16 protein-coding genes are annotated in these 16722 nt (G+C 65.8%); all 16 read right to left on the bottom strand.

Features of this window, described 5'->3' with window-relative positions; genetic code table 11:
* Positions 1 to 9: 9 nt before the first annotated feature.
* On the bottom strand, positions 10 to 951 hold the full coding sequence (locus A5727_RS17325) for a GDP-L-fucose synthase family protein (RefSeq protein ID WP_068252039.1): 942 nt from the start codon (positions 949 to 951) through the stop codon (positions 10 to 12).
* Positions 951 to 1541: a DapH/DapD/GlmU-related protein gene (locus A5727_RS17320; protein ID WP_068252261.1), complete on the bottom strand. Its 591-nt coding sequence runs from the start codon at positions 1539 to 1541 to the stop codon at positions 951 to 953. The genes A5727_RS17325 and A5727_RS17320 overlap by 1 nt, the downstream gene beginning before the upstream one ends.
* A gap of 26 nt (positions 1542 to 1567) precedes the next feature.
* Positions 1568 to 2851 (bottom strand): Wzz/FepE/Etk N-terminal domain-containing protein, encoded by a 1284-nt coding sequence (locus tag A5727_RS17315; protein ID WP_197507689.1) that lies wholly within the window; start codon positions 2849 to 2851, stop codon positions 1568 to 1570.
* A complete protein-coding gene (locus tag A5727_RS27895) occupies positions 2838 to 4271 on the bottom strand; it encodes a tyrosine-protein kinase domain-containing protein (RefSeq protein WP_068252033.1) in 1434 nt (477 codons plus the stop codon). The genes A5727_RS17315 and A5727_RS27895 overlap by 14 nt, the downstream gene beginning before the upstream one ends.
* A complete protein-coding gene (locus tag A5727_RS17305) occupies positions 4268 to 4972 on the bottom strand; it encodes an SGNH/GDSL hydrolase family protein (RefSeq protein WP_197507688.1) in 705 nt (234 codons plus the stop codon). Before A5727_RS17305 ends, A5727_RS27895 begins: the two co-directional genes overlap by 4 nt.
* Positions 4973 to 5043: 71 nt before the next feature.
* Positions 5044 to 5817, bottom strand: coding sequence for an SGNH/GDSL hydrolase family protein (locus A5727_RS17300; RefSeq protein WP_068252024.1), 774 nt, complete (start codon positions 5815 to 5817; stop codon positions 5044 to 5046).
* Positions 5818 to 5843: 26 nt separating this feature from the next.
* The gene (locus tag A5727_RS17295) at positions 5844 to 6545 is read right to left on the bottom strand and encodes an SGNH/GDSL hydrolase family protein (protein WP_068252022.1); all 702 of its coding nucleotides are present in this window, start codon (positions 6543 to 6545) and stop codon (positions 5844 to 5846) included.
* On the bottom strand, positions 6542 to 7696 hold the full coding sequence (locus A5727_RS17290) for a glycosyltransferase (protein WP_197507687.1): 1155 nt from the start codon (positions 7694 to 7696) through the stop codon (positions 6542 to 6544). Before A5727_RS17290 ends, A5727_RS17295 begins: the two co-directional genes overlap by 4 nt.
* Positions 7693 to 8739: a GDP-mannose 4,6-dehydratase gene (gmd, locus tag A5727_RS17285; RefSeq protein WP_068252015.1), complete on the bottom strand. Its 1047-nt coding sequence runs from the start codon at positions 8737 to 8739 to the stop codon at positions 7693 to 7695. Before gmd ends, A5727_RS17290 begins: the two co-directional genes overlap by 4 nt.
* Before the next feature lie 11 nt (positions 8740 to 8750).
* Positions 8751 to 10052: a glycosyltransferase family 4 protein gene (locus tag A5727_RS17280; protein ID WP_068252013.1), complete on the bottom strand. Its 1302-nt coding sequence runs from the start codon at positions 10050 to 10052 to the stop codon at positions 8751 to 8753.
* A gap of 8 nt (positions 10053 to 10060) precedes the next feature.
* Positions 10061 to 11632, bottom strand: coding sequence for a sugar transferase (locus tag A5727_RS17275; RefSeq protein ID WP_068252010.1), 1572 nt, complete (start codon positions 11630 to 11632; stop codon positions 10061 to 10063).
* A gap of 73 nt (positions 11633 to 11705) precedes the next feature.
* Positions 11706 to 13118: a KamA family radical SAM protein gene (locus tag A5727_RS17270; RefSeq protein ID WP_068252007.1), complete on the bottom strand. Its 1413-nt coding sequence runs from the start codon at positions 13116 to 13118 to the stop codon at positions 11706 to 11708.
* Positions 13119 to 13126: 8 nt separating this feature from the next.
* Complete coding sequence (locus A5727_RS17265; protein ID WP_231992124.1) at positions 13127 to 14515, bottom strand: flavin monoamine oxidase family protein; 1389 nt, start codon at positions 14513 to 14515, stop codon at positions 13127 to 13129.
* Positions 14512 to 14730, bottom strand: coding sequence for a phosphopantetheine-binding protein (locus A5727_RS17260; RefSeq protein WP_068252003.1), 219 nt, complete (start codon positions 14728 to 14730; stop codon positions 14512 to 14514). The genes A5727_RS17265 and A5727_RS17260 overlap by 4 nt, the downstream gene beginning before the upstream one ends.
* Positions 14720 to 16240, bottom strand: coding sequence for an AMP-binding protein (locus tag A5727_RS17255; protein ID WP_231992122.1), 1521 nt, complete (start codon positions 16238 to 16240; stop codon positions 14720 to 14722). Before A5727_RS17255 ends, A5727_RS17260 begins: the two co-directional genes overlap by 11 nt.
* A gap of 51 nt (positions 16241 to 16291) precedes the next feature.
* Positions 16292 to 16624 carry a hypothetical protein gene (locus A5727_RS17250; RefSeq protein ID WP_157521427.1) on the bottom strand — a complete coding sequence of 111 codons (333 nt, stop codon included), beginning with the start codon at positions 16622 to 16624 and terminating at the stop codon, positions 16292 to 16294.
* Between the last annotated feature and the right edge of the window lie 98 nt (positions 16625 to 16722).

Here is a 16722-nt window from a genome sequence, read left to right as displayed (position 1 = left end):
TCGGACTCCTCACTCAACCGGCGTCGTCTGGTTTTCGACGTACCACGCGTACATCTTCTTGAGCCCGGCTTCGATCGTGAGGGTGGGACGCCAGCCGAGGTTCCTGAGCCTGCTGTTGTCCATGATCTTGCGGGGTGTACCGTCGGGCCGGCTCGGATCGAACCTCACCGCGCCGTCGAAGCCCACCACGGCCTTCATCGTCCACGCGAGGTCCCGGATCGACACCTCCTGTCCGGAACCGGCATTGATGATTCCTCCCCCGTCGTGGCTGCGCAGCAGGAAGACGCAGGCGTCGGCGAGGTCATCGACGTCGATGAGCTCCCGCAGGGGCGAACCGGTTCCCCAGACCACCACCTCCGAGGCATTCGTGAGCCTGGCTTCGTGGAACCTGCGCATCAGTCCCGCCACCACATGAGAATGTTCGGGGTGGAAGTTGTCACCGATCCCGAAAACGTTGCACGGCATAACGGCAAAGGCGTTGAAGCCGTACTGCTGCGCATAGGCATTGCACATCGTGATGCCGGCGATCTTGGCGACCGCGTACGGCAGATTGGTCTCCTCCAGGGGACCGGACAGCAGCGCCTCCTCCACGATCGGCTGTTCGGCGAACTTGGGGTAGATGCAGCTGGACCCCAGGAACATGAACTTCTTCGTGCCATGGCGGTGGGCTGCGTCGATGACATTCGTCTGAATCTTCAGGTTGTCGCGGATGAACTCTGCCCCGCGCGTCGAATTCGCGATGATGCCACCGACTCTGGCGGCAGCGAGTACGACGTACTCAGGACGTTCGGACGCGAAGAAGTCCTCCACCGCATCGTCCTCGTCCAGTGGCAGTTCCCTGTGAGTGCGCGTCAAGACGTTGTGGAAACCGGCCTCGGAAAGCCTGCGTGTGATGGCGGAGCCCACCATACCCGTATGTCCTGCAACGTAAATGAGTGAATCGGTGTGCATCACTGCCTCCTGGAGATCCGAATGTCCGCCGGTGCCGGCAGCACCGTGGCCGCTGCCGGAACGTCGCGTGCCACAATCGCCGTTGCCCCCACGGTCGCACCGTCTCCGATGGTGACCCCGCGAAGCACTGTTGCGCGAGCGGCGATCCACACCGCGTCGCCCACCTCAATGGGAGCGTTGTCGAACTCGAATGTGGCACTGCGCCTGTCATGACTTCCGGTGCACAGCAGCACACCCTGCGAGATGCAGGTGTTGGAGCCGATCGTCACCTGTTCGAGATTGAGAACCCACGCATCCTCACCGATCCATGAATCTCTTCCCACCGCCAGCTTCCAGGGCCAGTGGATCCTCACCTGGTGCCGGATGACGACACCCGCCCCGATCCTGGCCCCGAACATCTGCAACACCGCGACGCGGACTGAGTTCGGACACCACCATCTCATCAACACACCCCTCGACATCAGCCACAGGACCTGTATCGGAAGGGCGCGGCCTCGCTGGTAGCCGGTGCCCGTGAACCCCGCAAGGGAGAAGCGGTTTCCCGGCGTGAGCTGACATTCGCGCGCCCCGCGGGCTTCCTGATCGTTCATCACACTCATCCGGTGTCCCACCTCCATCACCTGCTCAACACCACCGCGAGGAGATGGGATCGCGCGGCCCTCAACTCACCGATGGCCCTGTCCACCTGCCCTCGACGCGTCCGCTTCCCGTCCACCACCAGCAACTCCGCATCGACCACCGCGCTGAGCACCGTGGCCGCGCTGCTGTCGATCACCGGTGGAGTGATGATGACGACGCGATCGCACTCCTTTCGGAGGTCGTCGAGGAACGCGCTCATCGCACCGGAGGAGAGCAGCGCCTCGAGGTCGGTGGTTCTGCCGGGCGGCACCACAAGCAGGTTCTCGGCGGCAGCGCCGTGGCCAATCTGCTCGAACATCGCCTTTCCCTGCAGCAGTTCGGCCAGCCCCCACTGCTGTTTTCCCCCCGCCCGGGACAGCGGATGGGTGTGATCGACCGAGACGATGGCGGTCGCGCCACCCGTCTCGGCGAACGCCAAAGCCAACCCGACACCCACCGAGGCCGCCGCATCGCCCGCCGACGCGGGTGCGACCATGAGGACCTGCGGTGGAGGATCATGCGCCTCCACCTGAACTCGAAGTCGGCGCAACTGCTCAGCCTCTTCGGGAACCCAGTCGACAAGCCGGTGTCTGCCCACGTCGGTGCCGTGTTCGGGGGTCGTGATCGGCCCCAATGCGGGTCCACCGCTGATCCGGCCCAGTTCGTCGGCGGACGTGATCCGGCCCGACAACGTCCGCATCGCCACCAGCGCCAGCAGGCCCACCGCCAGTCCGCCGATCAGACCGTACGCGACATCCTTGACGACATTCGGCGAACTCGGCAGCAGCGGAGCCTCCGCTGGGCTGACCACCGCGATCATCGAGCGGGGTGTGCTCTGTCCGGTGGGGGTCTCCAGTGGCTGGACATACCCGATGAAGGCGCGCGCAAGGGAGTTGGCGATGTCGGCCGCGCGATCAGCGGACGAGTCTTTCGCGGACACATCGATCAACACCGTGCGCGGAACAATCGCCGCATTCAGCCGCTGCGACAGGGCCTCCGCGGACATCGGCAGTCCGAGGTCGTCGACGACCCGTTGGGCCATCTGCTCGCTCGTGATGATCTGGGCGTAGGACTGCGCGCGCTGTTCCGCGAACTGGCCACCCGAGAACGCCTCCGATGAACTGTTTCCACCGGTGGCGGATATGAAGAGCCGCGTTGTCGCGGTGTACTGGCGGGCCGTGTGGCTGCTCGCGACGACCCCGACGATGACTCCGGCCAGTGCCGCCACCGTCAGGATCCACCATCCCTGGCGAAGCACTGCAACGTATCTACGAAAGTCCACCGCGGTCTCCCCACTGCGTCGATGTGCGCGTTGCCGAACTGATCGGATGGCCAACAGGCTCAGGTTGAGGGCTCGGTGACCGAGGACCGTTGTCGCTGCGTGCTTCCCGATGGCGGACAAGCTTGTCCACGAAGACCACGCCCGCGAGCTGTCCGCCGGCCAGCCTCAGCTGCTCGGACACCGCGCGCAGATCGTCGAACAGCGTGCGACCCGCCCTGACCACCAACACGACCGCGTCCGCATGGCGCGCCAGTCGCGCCGCGTCGCTGAATTCGCTCGCGGCCGGGGTGTCGATGATCACCCAGTCATACGTGCTTCGCAGCGCCTTCAGCAGCGGCCCGACACCCGGATGATCAACCGTTGTCCCGTCATCCTGGCCTCTGCGACCGAACGGAATCACCTTGACACCGCACCAATTGGGTCGGCGGGAGAACGTCATCGGTGACCGGCTGGGACGCTCGTTCGGAGGGCCACCGACGATGCCGGCGACCGTGTCGCCGTCCTCGAGGGCGAGAGTCGCCGCGAGGGCCGAACAGCGGGAGTCGAAGTCCACGAGCGCGACGTCCGATCCGCGGTCCGCGAGCACGCGAGCGGTGCTGAGCGCGACCCCGGTCCGGCCGGCACCCCGTTCCGCCGAAGCCAGCATGATGATCCTCGATCCGACGATGCCGAGCCGGTCCAACGCGGTTCGAAGCTGCCGCCCGGCTTCGCTGTCGGGTGGGCGTCCCAGGACCGCCACCGACTCTCGCGGGGAGTCGAACCGCGCCAAGACCGGTGCGTCCACTGCCTCCGCGGCGTGCTCGGGTCGACGAATCCTCCCGTCCAACAACGCCACAACGACGACTGCCAGGGCACCGGCCACCAGGCCGAGCACACCCGTGGCACCGAGCACCATCCACGTCGGGAACATTCCGGCGTGGTCACGCACCGTCGGTGCCTGAACCGGGACCAGTTCAATCCGCGACACCAGACCACCCGAAACCGATTCAAGCGCCGCGACACTGCGCCGAAGCTCCTCGATGTAGGCGTCACCGACTTCCACCGCCTGCTGTGGCGTGCTCCCGGCCGTGGTGAGCTTGAGCAGCACCGTGCCCAGCACCGACGAGAGCTGTACGCGGCCGACCATCGCCTGCGGATCAGACCCCAGCCCGAGATCATTGTTGACCCGTTCGGCAATCGCGGGGCTTCTGCTGAGCACCAGAATGGTGTCCAGCCGCTTCCTGGAGTAGTCGTCCCCGACGTAGTAGCTCTGTTCGTCATCTCGCGGAGTCGCCACGAAGAGCAGGGACTCGGCACTGAACTCAGCCGGCTTCAGCGCGAAGTGGAGTGCTGTGACCGACACGGCCAGCAACGGGAAGACCAGCAGGACTCGCCACCAGCGTCGGAGCACCAGAAGGTAGTCGTTGAGCGCCTGGGTCATGATGGACTCGCCACCCCCTCCCTGACCAACGCCGCGGTGAGCAGTCCCGCGATCTTCTTCACCCCTGCGGGGTTGGGATGGATGCCGTCGTCGGCGAGGTACGGCTTCGGATCCCCGGCGGCGAACCAACCGAGGGCGGCAGGATCGATCAGCGAAACGCGTCCGAATTCGGGCGACGACCCAATGACGGACCCGAACTCCTCGCCGACGGTGCGACCGCCCAGGGCCTGCGGGCGCAACACCGGCTCGTTGACGAACCACGGCGCGATCACCACGATGCGGCTGTCGGGCCAGGACGCGAGGACCTGCGTCAACGTGTAGGCGAAGGTCTGCATGACCTCGGCCATGTCGAACTCCATGTCATTGCGGCCACCGTCGAGGACGACGACATTCGCCGGGTAGGCGTCGCGCAGCCCGGACAGCCGCTCCACCAGCGCTGTCGAAGGCTCGTCGTATCCCGCGATGTGCAGGCGATGTCCGGGGCCGCCGTTGATGTATCCCGTACCGGGCTGCGCGGAAACATCACAACGCCACCCGAGGGCCGACGCCGACATGCAGCCATAGCTGGAACCCGGGGTCGTCGGGCCGGCAGTGTAGGAGTCCCCGATGAACAGCACTTCGGTGGAGGCCGCGCCGGAACTGCCTGCCGGACTTCCGTCTGCTGGAATCTCCGAGAAGTGCAGCGCGGCAACGGTAACCATCAGCAGCGCAACTGTAGAGACGACGCGCCACCGATGGCAGACCGCGATCATCGGATCCCTCAGCGCCGGTTTCATGACGGGTCCGCCACTCCGCCACTGATCAGCGCCGCGGTCAGCAGGTCCGCAATTCTTTTGGCTCCCTCGAAGTTCGGATGGATGCCGTCATCGGTCAGCCGCGTCACATCGGCGCCGACGAACCAGCCGAGGGCGCCGGGGTCGATCAGGTCGACCTTGGCGAACGTGGGCGAGGAGGCGAGCGCAGCGGCGAACTCCTCCCCGGCGGTCCGGCCGGCGAAGGCCCCCGGCCGCAGCACCGGATCCGCGAGGAACCACGGCACGATCACCACGATTCGGCTGTTGGGCCAGGCGTCGATGACCTGGGTCACTGTGTAGGAGAAGGCCAGCATCACCGCGTTCATGTCGAACTGAAGGTCGTTGCGACCGCCGTCGAGCACCACGAAGTCCGCCCGGTACAACTCGTGCAGGCGCGGTAACCGCTCCACAAACGAGGTCGACGCTCTGCCGTATTCGGCGGCCGGCAGCCGGTTCCCGGGCCCGCCGCTGACGTACCCCGTCGCCGACTGCGCGGCGATGTTGCACTCCCAACCCAGCCTGGTCGCCGCCATACATCCGTAACTGAGGTCGGGTGTGCTCACACCCTGCGTGTACGAGTCGCCGATGAACAGCACCGCCGGGTGAGCCCTGCTCGGTAGACTGGGCGGAACCCCGTCCTGGACCACGGCCTGTGTCGGCTGGTCGACCGCGGGGGTTTGGACCGCCACCGCCGAGACGACCGCAGCGACCAGCCCCCACAGTGCCAGCACGATCGTGGACGGCCGTACCACCGTGAATCCCCTCCAGCGACCTGGTCTCATGGCAGCACCGACCTGCTCGGATTCCTGATCTGCTGCAGCAGAATCGGATTCAAGTACCGGGCCAGAGCGAACTGTCCGCTGTCGGTCGGCGCGGCATCGCCCTGCATCAATCCGTCCTTGGCGAGCCAGTCCATGCCGATCAGTGAGATGTAGGTGACCTGCGTGGTGCGGGCCGCCTCGCCGATCCTGGCGTCGAGCGTGACGAACACGTCCGGCACGGGTTGGGCATGCCATATCGGGCCGAGTACGACCACCTTGCTTCTCGGTGCCCTTCGCACCAACTCGGCGAACAGGTCAGTGGCCGACTGAGTGATCTGCTCATCGGGCAGACCGGCGTCGCCGAGTCCCCCGAACACGACAATCACCGATGGTTTGGACGCGAGGGCCTTGTCAACCTGGTCCTCGAAGCGTCCACTTCGCCCGGCCGTGCCGGCGTAACTCGCATCGCGCGCGGCCACCACGGAGATGCTCAACGGCGAGCCGGCCGCGATCAGAGACGGCCAGACCACCTCGTTGTCCACACCCGCGCTGTAGGAATCCCCGATCACCGCAACGCGCACCAGGCTGTCGGGCGGCGGTGGAGCCTGGCGGGCCCGGCTGGAGACGGCCAATGTCGTCGTAGCGGTCGCCGCGATCAGCAGCAGCGCGAGGATGATCGTGCCAAGTCTCGGAATCCGCGACGCGAGCCACTCCTTCATGCGACCAGCCTCGGTTCGTTTACTGCCGCACGGTAACTGGCCTCCAACCGGCGGCCGACACAATCCATCCCGAGGTCGGCCCTGACCGCTGCCCGGCCTCGCTGACCCATCATTCGTGCGGTGTCCGGTGCGGCGAGCAACGAGTGGACGGCGTCGGCGATGTTGCGGCAGCCGGGCGCGACCACAATGCCGCAGCCGTACTTCCGGACCAGCCCTGCCAGTCCGCACTGATCAGTGACCACCACCGGGAGACCCACCGACATCGCCTCGAGCACCGCCATGGGGAAGGGTTCGGGCCCCAGGGACGGCAGTACGTAGACCGAGGCCCGCGCCATGCGGGTGGGCCCCTGGCCGGCCGCCACCGGCCCCTCCCAGTTGACGTTTCCCGCGGGGGCAGCTGCCGCGCGGACTCGGCTTCCCTCACCCTCGTCCGGGCCGACGAGTGTGTAGTCGGCCGTGACACCACGCCGGTTCAACTCGAGTGCCGCCCCGACGAAATCCAGCGGTCGTTTACGTGATTGGAGGCGGGCCAGATAGAGGACTTCCGGCACCCGCCGGGTGTTGGATGCCTCCTCATACAGCGGCACTCCGTTGGGAAGATGCGTGAGATGGGCCCTGCCCCCTGAGATCGCCTCCAGTCCGTCACGTTCGGCAGCGGTCAGATAGAAGACCTCACGTGCCCGGCACAGCAGCTTCGTCACCACGGCGCGGTCGAGTGTGGGGGCCAGGCGATTGGAGCCCGGAAGAACCATTCCGTGCGGTTGAAGAACGAACGGGATCTGCAGTGCCGCCGCCGTGACCGCGAGCGGAAGCATGACCAGGTCGCGCGCGAAATGCAGGTGCGCGACGTCGAACTGGTCTCGGGCGCGGATCAGCCATCCGACCAGATTCGGCGCACATATGCCCGCGAATCCGGTCCGGGGAACCAGCCGACGTGCTCTGCGCAGGACCAGTGGAGTGCCATCGGCAGATGTCGGCGGGGCCGCAAAGCCCCACTCGGCCGCAGCGAGGGTGACGTTGTGGCCCAGGTTCCGTAGCACCTCCGCCTGGTTCAGTGAGACCCGGACGGGACCTCCGAACGAGCCGTCGGGACTCACCAGGGTCGCCGCGTGCAGGATCCTCATCGTCGGCGACGACGAATGACTTGTCATGGTGCGGGCTCGCTCTGCGACTCCCAGCCCGCCAAGGCGGGCGTGTCCACCCATGGCGTTCCCGCGCACCGCAGGGCCGCGATATCGGCATCCACCATGATCGCCGCGAGGTCGGGGGCGAGCACCTCCGCCTTCCAGTCCAGCAGTCGAGCAGCCTTGGAGGAGTCTCCGATGAGCGCATCGACCTCCGTCGGCCGGACATAGTCGGCGTCGAACTTCACGTAGTCCTGCCAGTCCAACCCGACCCGTTCGAAGGCGACCCGCACGAAGTCCCGCACGGTCTGGCCCTGGCCTGTCGCCAGCACGTAATCGTCGGGCTGCTCGGCCTGCAGCATTCGCCACATGCCTTCGACGAATTCGGGCGCGTACCCCCAGTCACGGACGGCATCGAGATTGCCCAGGAACAGTTCATGCTGCAGCCCGGCCTTGATCCGGGCAACGGCGCGAGTGATCTTGCGTGTCACGAAGGTTTCGCCACGTCGAGGCGATTCGTGATTGAACAGGATCCCGTTCACCGCGAACATTCCATACGCTTCGCGGTAGTTCTTGGTGATCCAGTAGGAGTACACCTTTGCCGCACCGTACGGCGAGCGGGGGTAGAACGGGGTGCACTCGTTCTGCGGCGGTGGGGACGCACCGAACATCTCCGAACTCGATGCCTGGTAGTACCGGCAGGACAGACCGGACTGTCGGACCGCCTCCAGGAGGCGAACCGAACCCACACCGGTGACACTTCCGGTGTGCTCCGGCTCGTCGAAGGAAACCCGCACATGGGACTGCGCCGCAAGGTTGTAGACCTCGTCGGGACGGATCCCGCTGAGCAGCATCGAGAGTCTGGCACCGTCGGACATGTCCCCGTAATGAAGGAACAACTTGGCGTCCGGGAGGTGCGGGTCCTGATAGATGTGCTCGACGCGGACTGTGTTGAAGGTCGAGGCCCGCCGGATCAAGCCGTGGACCTCATAGCCCTTGTTCAGAAGCAGCTCAGCCAGATACGAACCGTCCTGGCCGGTGATTCCGGTTATAAGTGCCACCCTGCTCATCGGTGCTCCCCTCATCGAGCGGCCTGACTGGACATCTGTTGGGCCTCGCCGGTGTCACGCCGCCGCCGCGTTCTCTGAGTCGCCACCAGACTCCTCAACCAGTAGTCGAATCTGTCCAACGAGGTCTTCTCATCGAGCTCATCAGCGGCGTAGTGAATTCCATTGCTGCCCATTTCTTCCCGGAGCTCGACGTCGCCGGCCAGCGACACCGCGGCCGCAACCAGGCACGCGGGGTCGCCGGCGTCGACCACAATCCCGGCCCCTGACCTCCTGATCTCCCGCGCCGTGTTCCCGCGCGCACTGGTGGCCGCCAAAACCGGGGTGCCACTTTGGAAATAAGAGGTCAGCTTGCTGGGAATCGACATCTCGGCGACACCAGGCCGCTCATTCACCAGGAGTACGTCAGCGGCCTCCAGCGCGTCGACGAAGTCCCTCTCGGACAGCGCATCGCGAATCTCCAGGCGAGCTGTCTGACGGCCGAACTCCTCGAGCACGCGCCTCTGGTTGCCGTCACCGATGAGAACGAAACGCAGGTTCAGTTCGTCGCGGTCCGCGATCTGCGCTGCGCGCACGACATTCTCGAGACCCTGTTTGACGCCCATGTTCCCCGCGTGCAGGATCACCGCTTCCTCATCGGCCCACCCCATGCGTGCACGAGTCGTGGAGCGGCGGCCGGCACCACCGGAATGAACATGCGTCCAGTTCTTGATGGTCGTGATCTTGCCTGGATCGACCTGCAGACCCTCAACGAGTTGATCCCGAAATCTGCTGTGCGCGACTACGATGCCGTCCGCCTCACGCATGATCCACTTCTCCAGGCGCCGTACGATCTTCACGGATGCCGATCCCGGGTTCTGTGTCTCAGACAAGCCCACCCCATACAGATCTTGGACCCAGACGCAGAACACCGGCCGGCGCCGAAACATCGCGCGGCGACGCAGGAACTGCACGGCTGTCGAGATCAGCGCAGGTGTCGTGCAGATCACGAGGTCGGGTCGCCGCCAACGCGAGAAGGCGGCACGCGCGCCGAAGGTGGCCTCCATCAGCAGTCTGCGCAGATTCGAGGGTGTGGCCGGCACTGAGTGCCGCACTCGCTTCAGGAGAACGCCGTCCATCGTCTCGATCGACGTCCATCGCCCGCGATAGTCCGGATGCACCCGCCACTCCGGGTAATGGGGCATGCCTGTGACGACGTTCACCCGATGGCCCCTGCTCGCCAGGCCCCGGCAGAGTCCGGTCGTATACGGAGCGATACCAAAGGGTTCCGGCCAGTAGTTGATCCCCAGGACGGTGACGGACAGCTGTTCCACCATGACAGACCTCAGTACGCTCCGGTGCGTCGCAACACGGCGCGCAGTGTCTTGATGATGATCAGTACGTCCTCGATCATCGACCAGTTGTCCACGTAGGACAGATCGAGTCGGACAGCCTTCTCCCACGACAGATCCGACCTCCCGCTCACCTGCCACAGCCCCGTGACACCCGGCTTCACCAGAAGCCGGCGCAGCACGTCGCAGTCGTAGGCCTCCACTTCACGGCGCAGCGGGGGCCGGGGCCCGACGACACTCATCTCGCCTCGAACAACGTTGAGGAACTGCGGCAGTTCGTCGATGCTGAAGCGACGCAGCATCCGGCCGACGCGGGTGATCCGAGGATCCTCACGCACTTTGAACAGCAGCCCGTCGCCTTCGTTGGCGTCGATCAGGCTCGCCAACTGCTTGTCGGCGTCCTTCACCATGGTGCGGAACTTGATCATCGAGAACGGATTTCCGTTCATGCCGATGCGCTCGGAACAGTAGAAGACGGGTCCGCGACTGCTGGCCTTGACCGCGACAGCGGTGGCGATCAGTATCGGCAGCGTCGCGATGAGCGCCGCTGAGGCGAAACAGACATCAAATGCCCTCTTCTGGAACCGTTTTGCGCCGAGATACTGGGGCTTCTCGATGTGCAGGAGTGGCAGTCCGGCGATTGGTCGCATGACCAGTCGAGCCAGCGCCACATCCATCACACCGGTCGAGACGACCAGATCCACACCCAGGGGCTCGAGATCCCAGATCAGCCTTCGGATGCCCCTGACGCCGAAATGCTCAGTGCCGGCGATGGCCACGGTGTCGGCTCCACAGCTCCGGATCGCCGCCAGCATATGGTGTTCCCCGCCGATGATCGGGACCGAGCGTCCGTTGAGGATCATCTGTTCGCCTCGCGGGGGACCGTATCCCGGCACCCCCACCCCGACGACGCGATACCCGTCGATCGGGTTCTGAGTCAGTTCGGTGGCCAGTGTCTGCACCGCGTCGAGTTCTCCGAACGCCAGGACTGCAGTCTGACAATCGCCGCCCACTCGTTTGCGCGCCACCCTTCCACGCCACAGGAGGCGGCTCAGCACAAGACCCAGAATTCCGGCGGGCAGTGCGACCGCGAGGTATCCGCGTACGACATCGATCTTGACGAGAAGGGTGACGATCGCGATCGCTCCGAAGGTCCAGAACGATGCGGCCACTACCCGCCGGTACTCCTCGATGCCCGAACCGATGATCCTCGGCGAGCGTGTGTGGAATCCGGACAGTGCAGACAGCCACACGATGATGAAGACCAGCGAGAATCCCAGGACGAAGTACTTCTGTTCCTTGTCCGCGGCCGCGGCGGTCCCGAATCGGATGTACTGCGCCAAGCCCACTGCCGCACAGATGACCAGGGTGTCGGTGAGCCGGAGTTTGGCCGCGTAGCGCCGTTGCCACGTCGTGCGGGCGAAGACCTGGCTGGGTATGGCGACCGCGGAGCTGCGGTTGGCCCCCTCAGACTCCACCGTGAGCGCGTAGTCGACGGCCGGCCCCCCGCCTGTCGTCTTCGTGTGTTCCTCGGCGGGACGTGACGGTGATTGTGTCTGCTGCATAGTCATGACAACATCCGGATTTCGCCTGCCACAGTGCCGCGCGAACGGCCCACTGGATTGACTTCACGCGTTCTCACCGGACTGAAACCGCTGCGCCACATGGTCGATCACACACCTTTCGCCACCAGGCCTGGCCAGACGGCGACAGGCTGTCGATTGGGTCGTAGTACTGGTGGACCCGGTTCAACGCGTCGACGTCGGTTTCGTCGAGTCCGGTGAAGTAGTTCTTGCTCCAGTGCGAGATGCCCCGGATCCGGTCGTAGTAGGCCACCTGATGAACCCATCTCTTCCCGACGAAGGGCACATCGCAGACGAGCCGGGGGGTCGCGAAACCGGGGAGGTAGCCCATGATCTCCGACTGCAGTTGCTGGGCCTCCCAGAGCGGTATCCGCCAATGTTCGGCGTTGGGGATCATGTCGCACATGTAGAAGTAGTACGGAAGGATGTTCGCTTCGCCCTGCAGTGCGAAGCACAGGTCCAGCAGGTCAGCTGAGGTGGTGTTGACCCCGCGCAACAGCACGCCCTGATTGCGCACGTCCCGAAGTCCCGCGTCCAGGAGCGCCCGAGCCGCCTGCGCGACCAGCGGGGTCACCGACTGTACGTGGTTGATGTGAGTGTGCAGCGCCAGGTTGACACCTCGACTGGATGCGGTGCTCGCCAGACGATGAACACCGTCGACGACCTTGTCCTGCAGCCAATGCTGGGGCAGTGCGGCCAGCGCCTTGGAAGCCAAGCGGATGTCTCGAATGGAGTCGATGTCGAGCAGCTGGCTGACGAAGGACTCCAACCTCGGCCAGGGCACGTTGCCGACATCTCCACCGGAGACCACGACGTCCCGGACCGCCGGAGTGGCTCGCAGGTACTCCAGCATGCGGTCCTGACGATCCGTGGGATGCAGGGTGAGCTTGGCCTTGCTGACCGCCGGTGTCGAGTTCCCGACGAGGTCCATCCTGGTGCAGTGCCCACAGTACTGCGGACAGGTCGAAAGCAGTTCGGCGAGCACCTTTGTGGGATATCGGTGGGTCAACCCCTCGACCACCCACATATCACTTTCGTGCAGTGAGTCCCGCTCGGCGAAGGGGTGCGATCCCCACTGCGGGTCCCGATCGCTGTCCACCGGCAGCATGTAACGCCGGATCGGGTCCGCGTAGAAGGCCTCGGTGAACCCGTGCCGCCTAGGCTCCCACGCCGGAACCATGGTGTTGAGCATCTGGGGCGGCAGCAGCATGGACATCGTCGCCCGCCGGTCCTGGTCGACGGCGAGGTCGGCGTAGAACCGCTCGTCCAGAAGCGGCCCCATCACCGCGCGCAGTTCTGCGATGTTCTTGACGGAGTGGGCACGCTGCCACTGCGGGTCCTGCCATTCGGCCTCTGTGATAGTGGCCCAGCCCGGGTATCGTCGCCAGTCCGGCTCGGACAGTGTCGTGCGCACATAGCTGTACGGCTGATCGGCGGCGGCCGTGAAGCCGGTCTGCGAGCGTTCCATGAATATCGTCATTGCGCCATGGCCTTTCGTGAATCGGACGCGGCTCGGGCGCCACTGATCAGTTCCGCGGCGACACGTCGTCCCGACCTGATCGCCCCCTCCATCAGGCCGAAGAACTCCAGGCTCGTCTCCGTGCCCGCCCAATGAATACGACCGTGGGGCTCGGTCAGGGTCGGCCCCAACGTGAGCCAGTCCCGCGGGCCGAAGAGCGCGGCATAGCATCCCCGGCTGTATCGCGCGGCCAGCCAGTCGGTCACCGTGCACTGTTCCGGTGGCGGCAGCTGCGGAAACAGCTGTGCGACGTGGTTCAACGCAGCCTTCCGCTGTGCGGCCGCCGACATGGCCGAGAAGGTCTTCGCAGCCTCGCCGGTGACGAATCCCGTCAGCACGCCGGCAGATTCGTCCTCGGGCGAGTCATCCACCGTGGACAGCAGCGGTCCGCTGTTGCTCACCGACCACCCGGACAGACCGTGTTCACGCCAGACCGGCGTGGAATAGCCCAGGTGAACCTTGACCGCACAGCCGGGTGCCGTGGCGGACGTCGAGCGATGCGCCCGCAGCCCCGGCCGGAACTCGATCCGCTGGGCCAGCAGCGGGGGGAGGGCGACCACGACGCGATCGGCCCGGTACTCCGACCTGGTGCGGTCGGCGTCCGAGACACACCGCACCACTGCGGTTTCAGTGTCCTGCTCAATCGCGAAGACGGACTGACGGAGCCGTACCCGACTGCCGAGACGATGGGCGAGTGCGGAGGTCAGCAGGTGCGCACCCCCCGCGATCCGCCATTGCTGGGCCCCACCCTCGAAGGCGTTGAGGTAGCGGATGCCGCCGCCGGACCGCAGGTAGAAGGCCATATGCAGCAGCGAGATCGCCGAGGGGTCCGCCGCCATCATCTCGCCGATGAAGAGCGGGAAGAAGGTCTGCACGTCTGGATGCTTGACCACGTCGGCGGCCCATTGCGCCGCGGACACCGTGTCCAGGTGTTCCGCCCCAGCCGACAGCCACGGCGCATCGACCCGTACGGCCTCCACGACATCCTCGAGTCGGTCGAAGAGCGAACCGAGGGCGACAGCGTCCAGTGGCGGCACCCGGCTTGCCGTTGTCGTGTGCCGACCCGACAGCAGGAACGTGCTGTTGCCGGTCATCGTCGTGGCGGCCAGGGCGAGCCCGTGCTCCTTCAGAAGCGCCAGCAGTTCGGTGTGCCGCACGCCCAGGTAGGCAGCACCCCCGTCGGCGACAACTCCTGCGTTGAGCGGGATCCCGTGCATCCGGCCGCCCACGCGATCACGCGCCTCCAGCACCGTCACATCGGCACCCGCGGCAACGAGGTCGATTGCCGCGGTCAATCCGGCCAGGCCGGCACCGACCACGACGACATGCATCGAGTCCCCCGTCATGAGGCTGCGGCCACCTTCGCGAACAGGCCCTCAGCCGAGGGCTTTTCGATGAAGTCCTCCCACGACAGCTCCGGGCCGAAGTCACGTGCGATCGCGCTGAGAACTCGGGTCGCCAGTAGGGAGTCGCCGCCCAGCTCGAAGAAGTCTGAGCCGGCATGAACCTCCGGCGTGCCAAGGACGCGACGAAAGATGTCGATGATGTGATCAGTGCCCATCGGTGCTCCCCTTACCGCAGAACTCTGCCGCGGCACGCCATGTGGCCTGCCTGTCGATCTTTCCGGTGTCCGTATAGGACAGCGCTGCGACCACTTTGACCCTGGCCGGAACGAACTGGCTGGGAAGGCGTTCGCGCAGAAACTGTTTCAGTTCGGCGGCGCTGGTGGTCGCGGTCAATGCGACGCACGCTGTCAACGACATCCGCCCCAACGTGTGCTCACCGACGACGACGGATCCCGCGACAGCGGGATGTGTGTTGAGGTGCGCCTCGACCTCGGCGGGATGCACCCGGACGCCGAGCACCTTGAGCTCCTCGTCAGCACGTCCGAGCGAGTGGAGCAGACCGTGGCTCCCGCGGACGACGAGGTCTCCGGTGTGAAACCAGCGCCTCGGTCCATCCCCGTGATCGGCGATCTCGAAGGCCGCCGCGGTGGCCTCCGGCATGCCCAGATATCCGGTGGCCAACGACGGCCCCGACACCAGCAGCTCACCGCGCTCTGTGACGTGGTCCACGACGTGCGGCAATGAGCTTCCGAGGGGCGGTTGCGCTCCCGCGGCGGCGATGTGGGGATCCGTGCCCGGACCACTCAACTGCGCCGCGTGGGTGATCATCGTCGTCTCGGTGCAGCCGTAGGTGTTCAGCAGACGGACCCGACGGAGGTCACGTTCCCGCCACTGGCGAAGCCGGGTGGGATCGACCCGCTCGCCGCCGATCACCACCACTCTCACCGTGTGGGGCAGTGATGTCTGCGTCTCATCCAGGTAGAGCACCAGTTCGTGCCAGAACGCCGTCGGAATGTCGAGGACGGTGATCTCCCGTTCCGCCAGCATGCGCACAAACCGGGGCATCGACCTGGCATGGGCCTCCTCGTCGAAAACCAGGGCGGCGCCGCTGCTCAGCGTGGGCAGGATCTCCTCCAGGCAGGTGTCCCAGCCGAGGGAGGCGAACTGCAGGACCCGGTCGTGTGGGGTCAGACCGAAGAGACGGCGCAGCGCGCGCACGGTGATCGAGAGGGCCTGCCGGGACACCACCACCGGTTTCGGTGTCCCCGTGGATCCCGATGTGCACAACACATACGCCGAGTCGCTCGGCAGGCTCGCTGCGGGCCGGTGCTGGGCGTCCGCGGATTCGGCCGTGCCCGAATGAATTCCGATGGCGGCGTCTGTCACCGCGTCTGCGGCATACAGCTGCTTGAGTCCGAGCGCTGCGGCCAATGCCCTCTTCCGGGCATCCGGCAGTGTGGCTTCGATGGGGCAGTAGGTGTCTCCCGCATGGAGCACGCTCAGCAATTGCACGACAGCGGACGGGGTGTGCGACACCACCACGCCGATCGGCCTCGACTCCCCGTCCGTGCCTGATCTCCCCAACCGGTGGCATGCCGCAGCATCCGCAACGAGCTGCGCCAGTTCGCGGTAGGTCAGAACGAGCTCGCCGTGCTGAACGGCGACCCGAGCGGGCCAGTCCTGCGCCGCGGCAAGGAAGTCCGCGATCACGTCGTCTGCACTCACGCGGGGCATCTCTATCTGCCCGCTTGAAGATCCGCTGTGCATGCCGGGTTCCTAGGTGCTCGCCACGGTTCGCGGCACGTCACAGCTGTCCCCGGTCAACACCGCGGGCCGCACGGGTTCGGCCGCGACAACCCGGACGCAGTCTGGGTCGGTGATCCGGTACGTCACCCACCGGGCCTCCGGCGAGCCGTGATCGTCAGCGGAGACGCCGATGAGATGAGCGATGACTTCGTCGTCCACGGTGATGCGGTTGGCCGCAATAGTCGCCCGGCGACCGACCTTTCGCAGGGCCTGGCATGCGTGGCCGATCGCCGGGATCCCGGCCACCAGGCTGGCGACCTCTTCGACGGTGACCGTCGCGGCCTGCCCAGCTGTCTCAGGCATGGTCGACTTCATGTTGTTCGCCCCCCATCGCTGGCCCCCGGCGCTCGCCGTGGCGACCGAGTCCACTGGTCCGGTACGCCTGTGTTCCGTAGTGCTGG

Source organism: Mycobacterium sp. ACS4331 (genome assembly GCF_001667265.1).
GTDB lineage: Bacteria > Actinomycetota > Actinomycetes > Mycobacteriales > Mycobacteriaceae > Mycobacterium.
The sequence above is the reverse complement of the archived record's forward strand: the minus strand, read 5'-3'. Positions and strand labels throughout refer to the sequence as shown.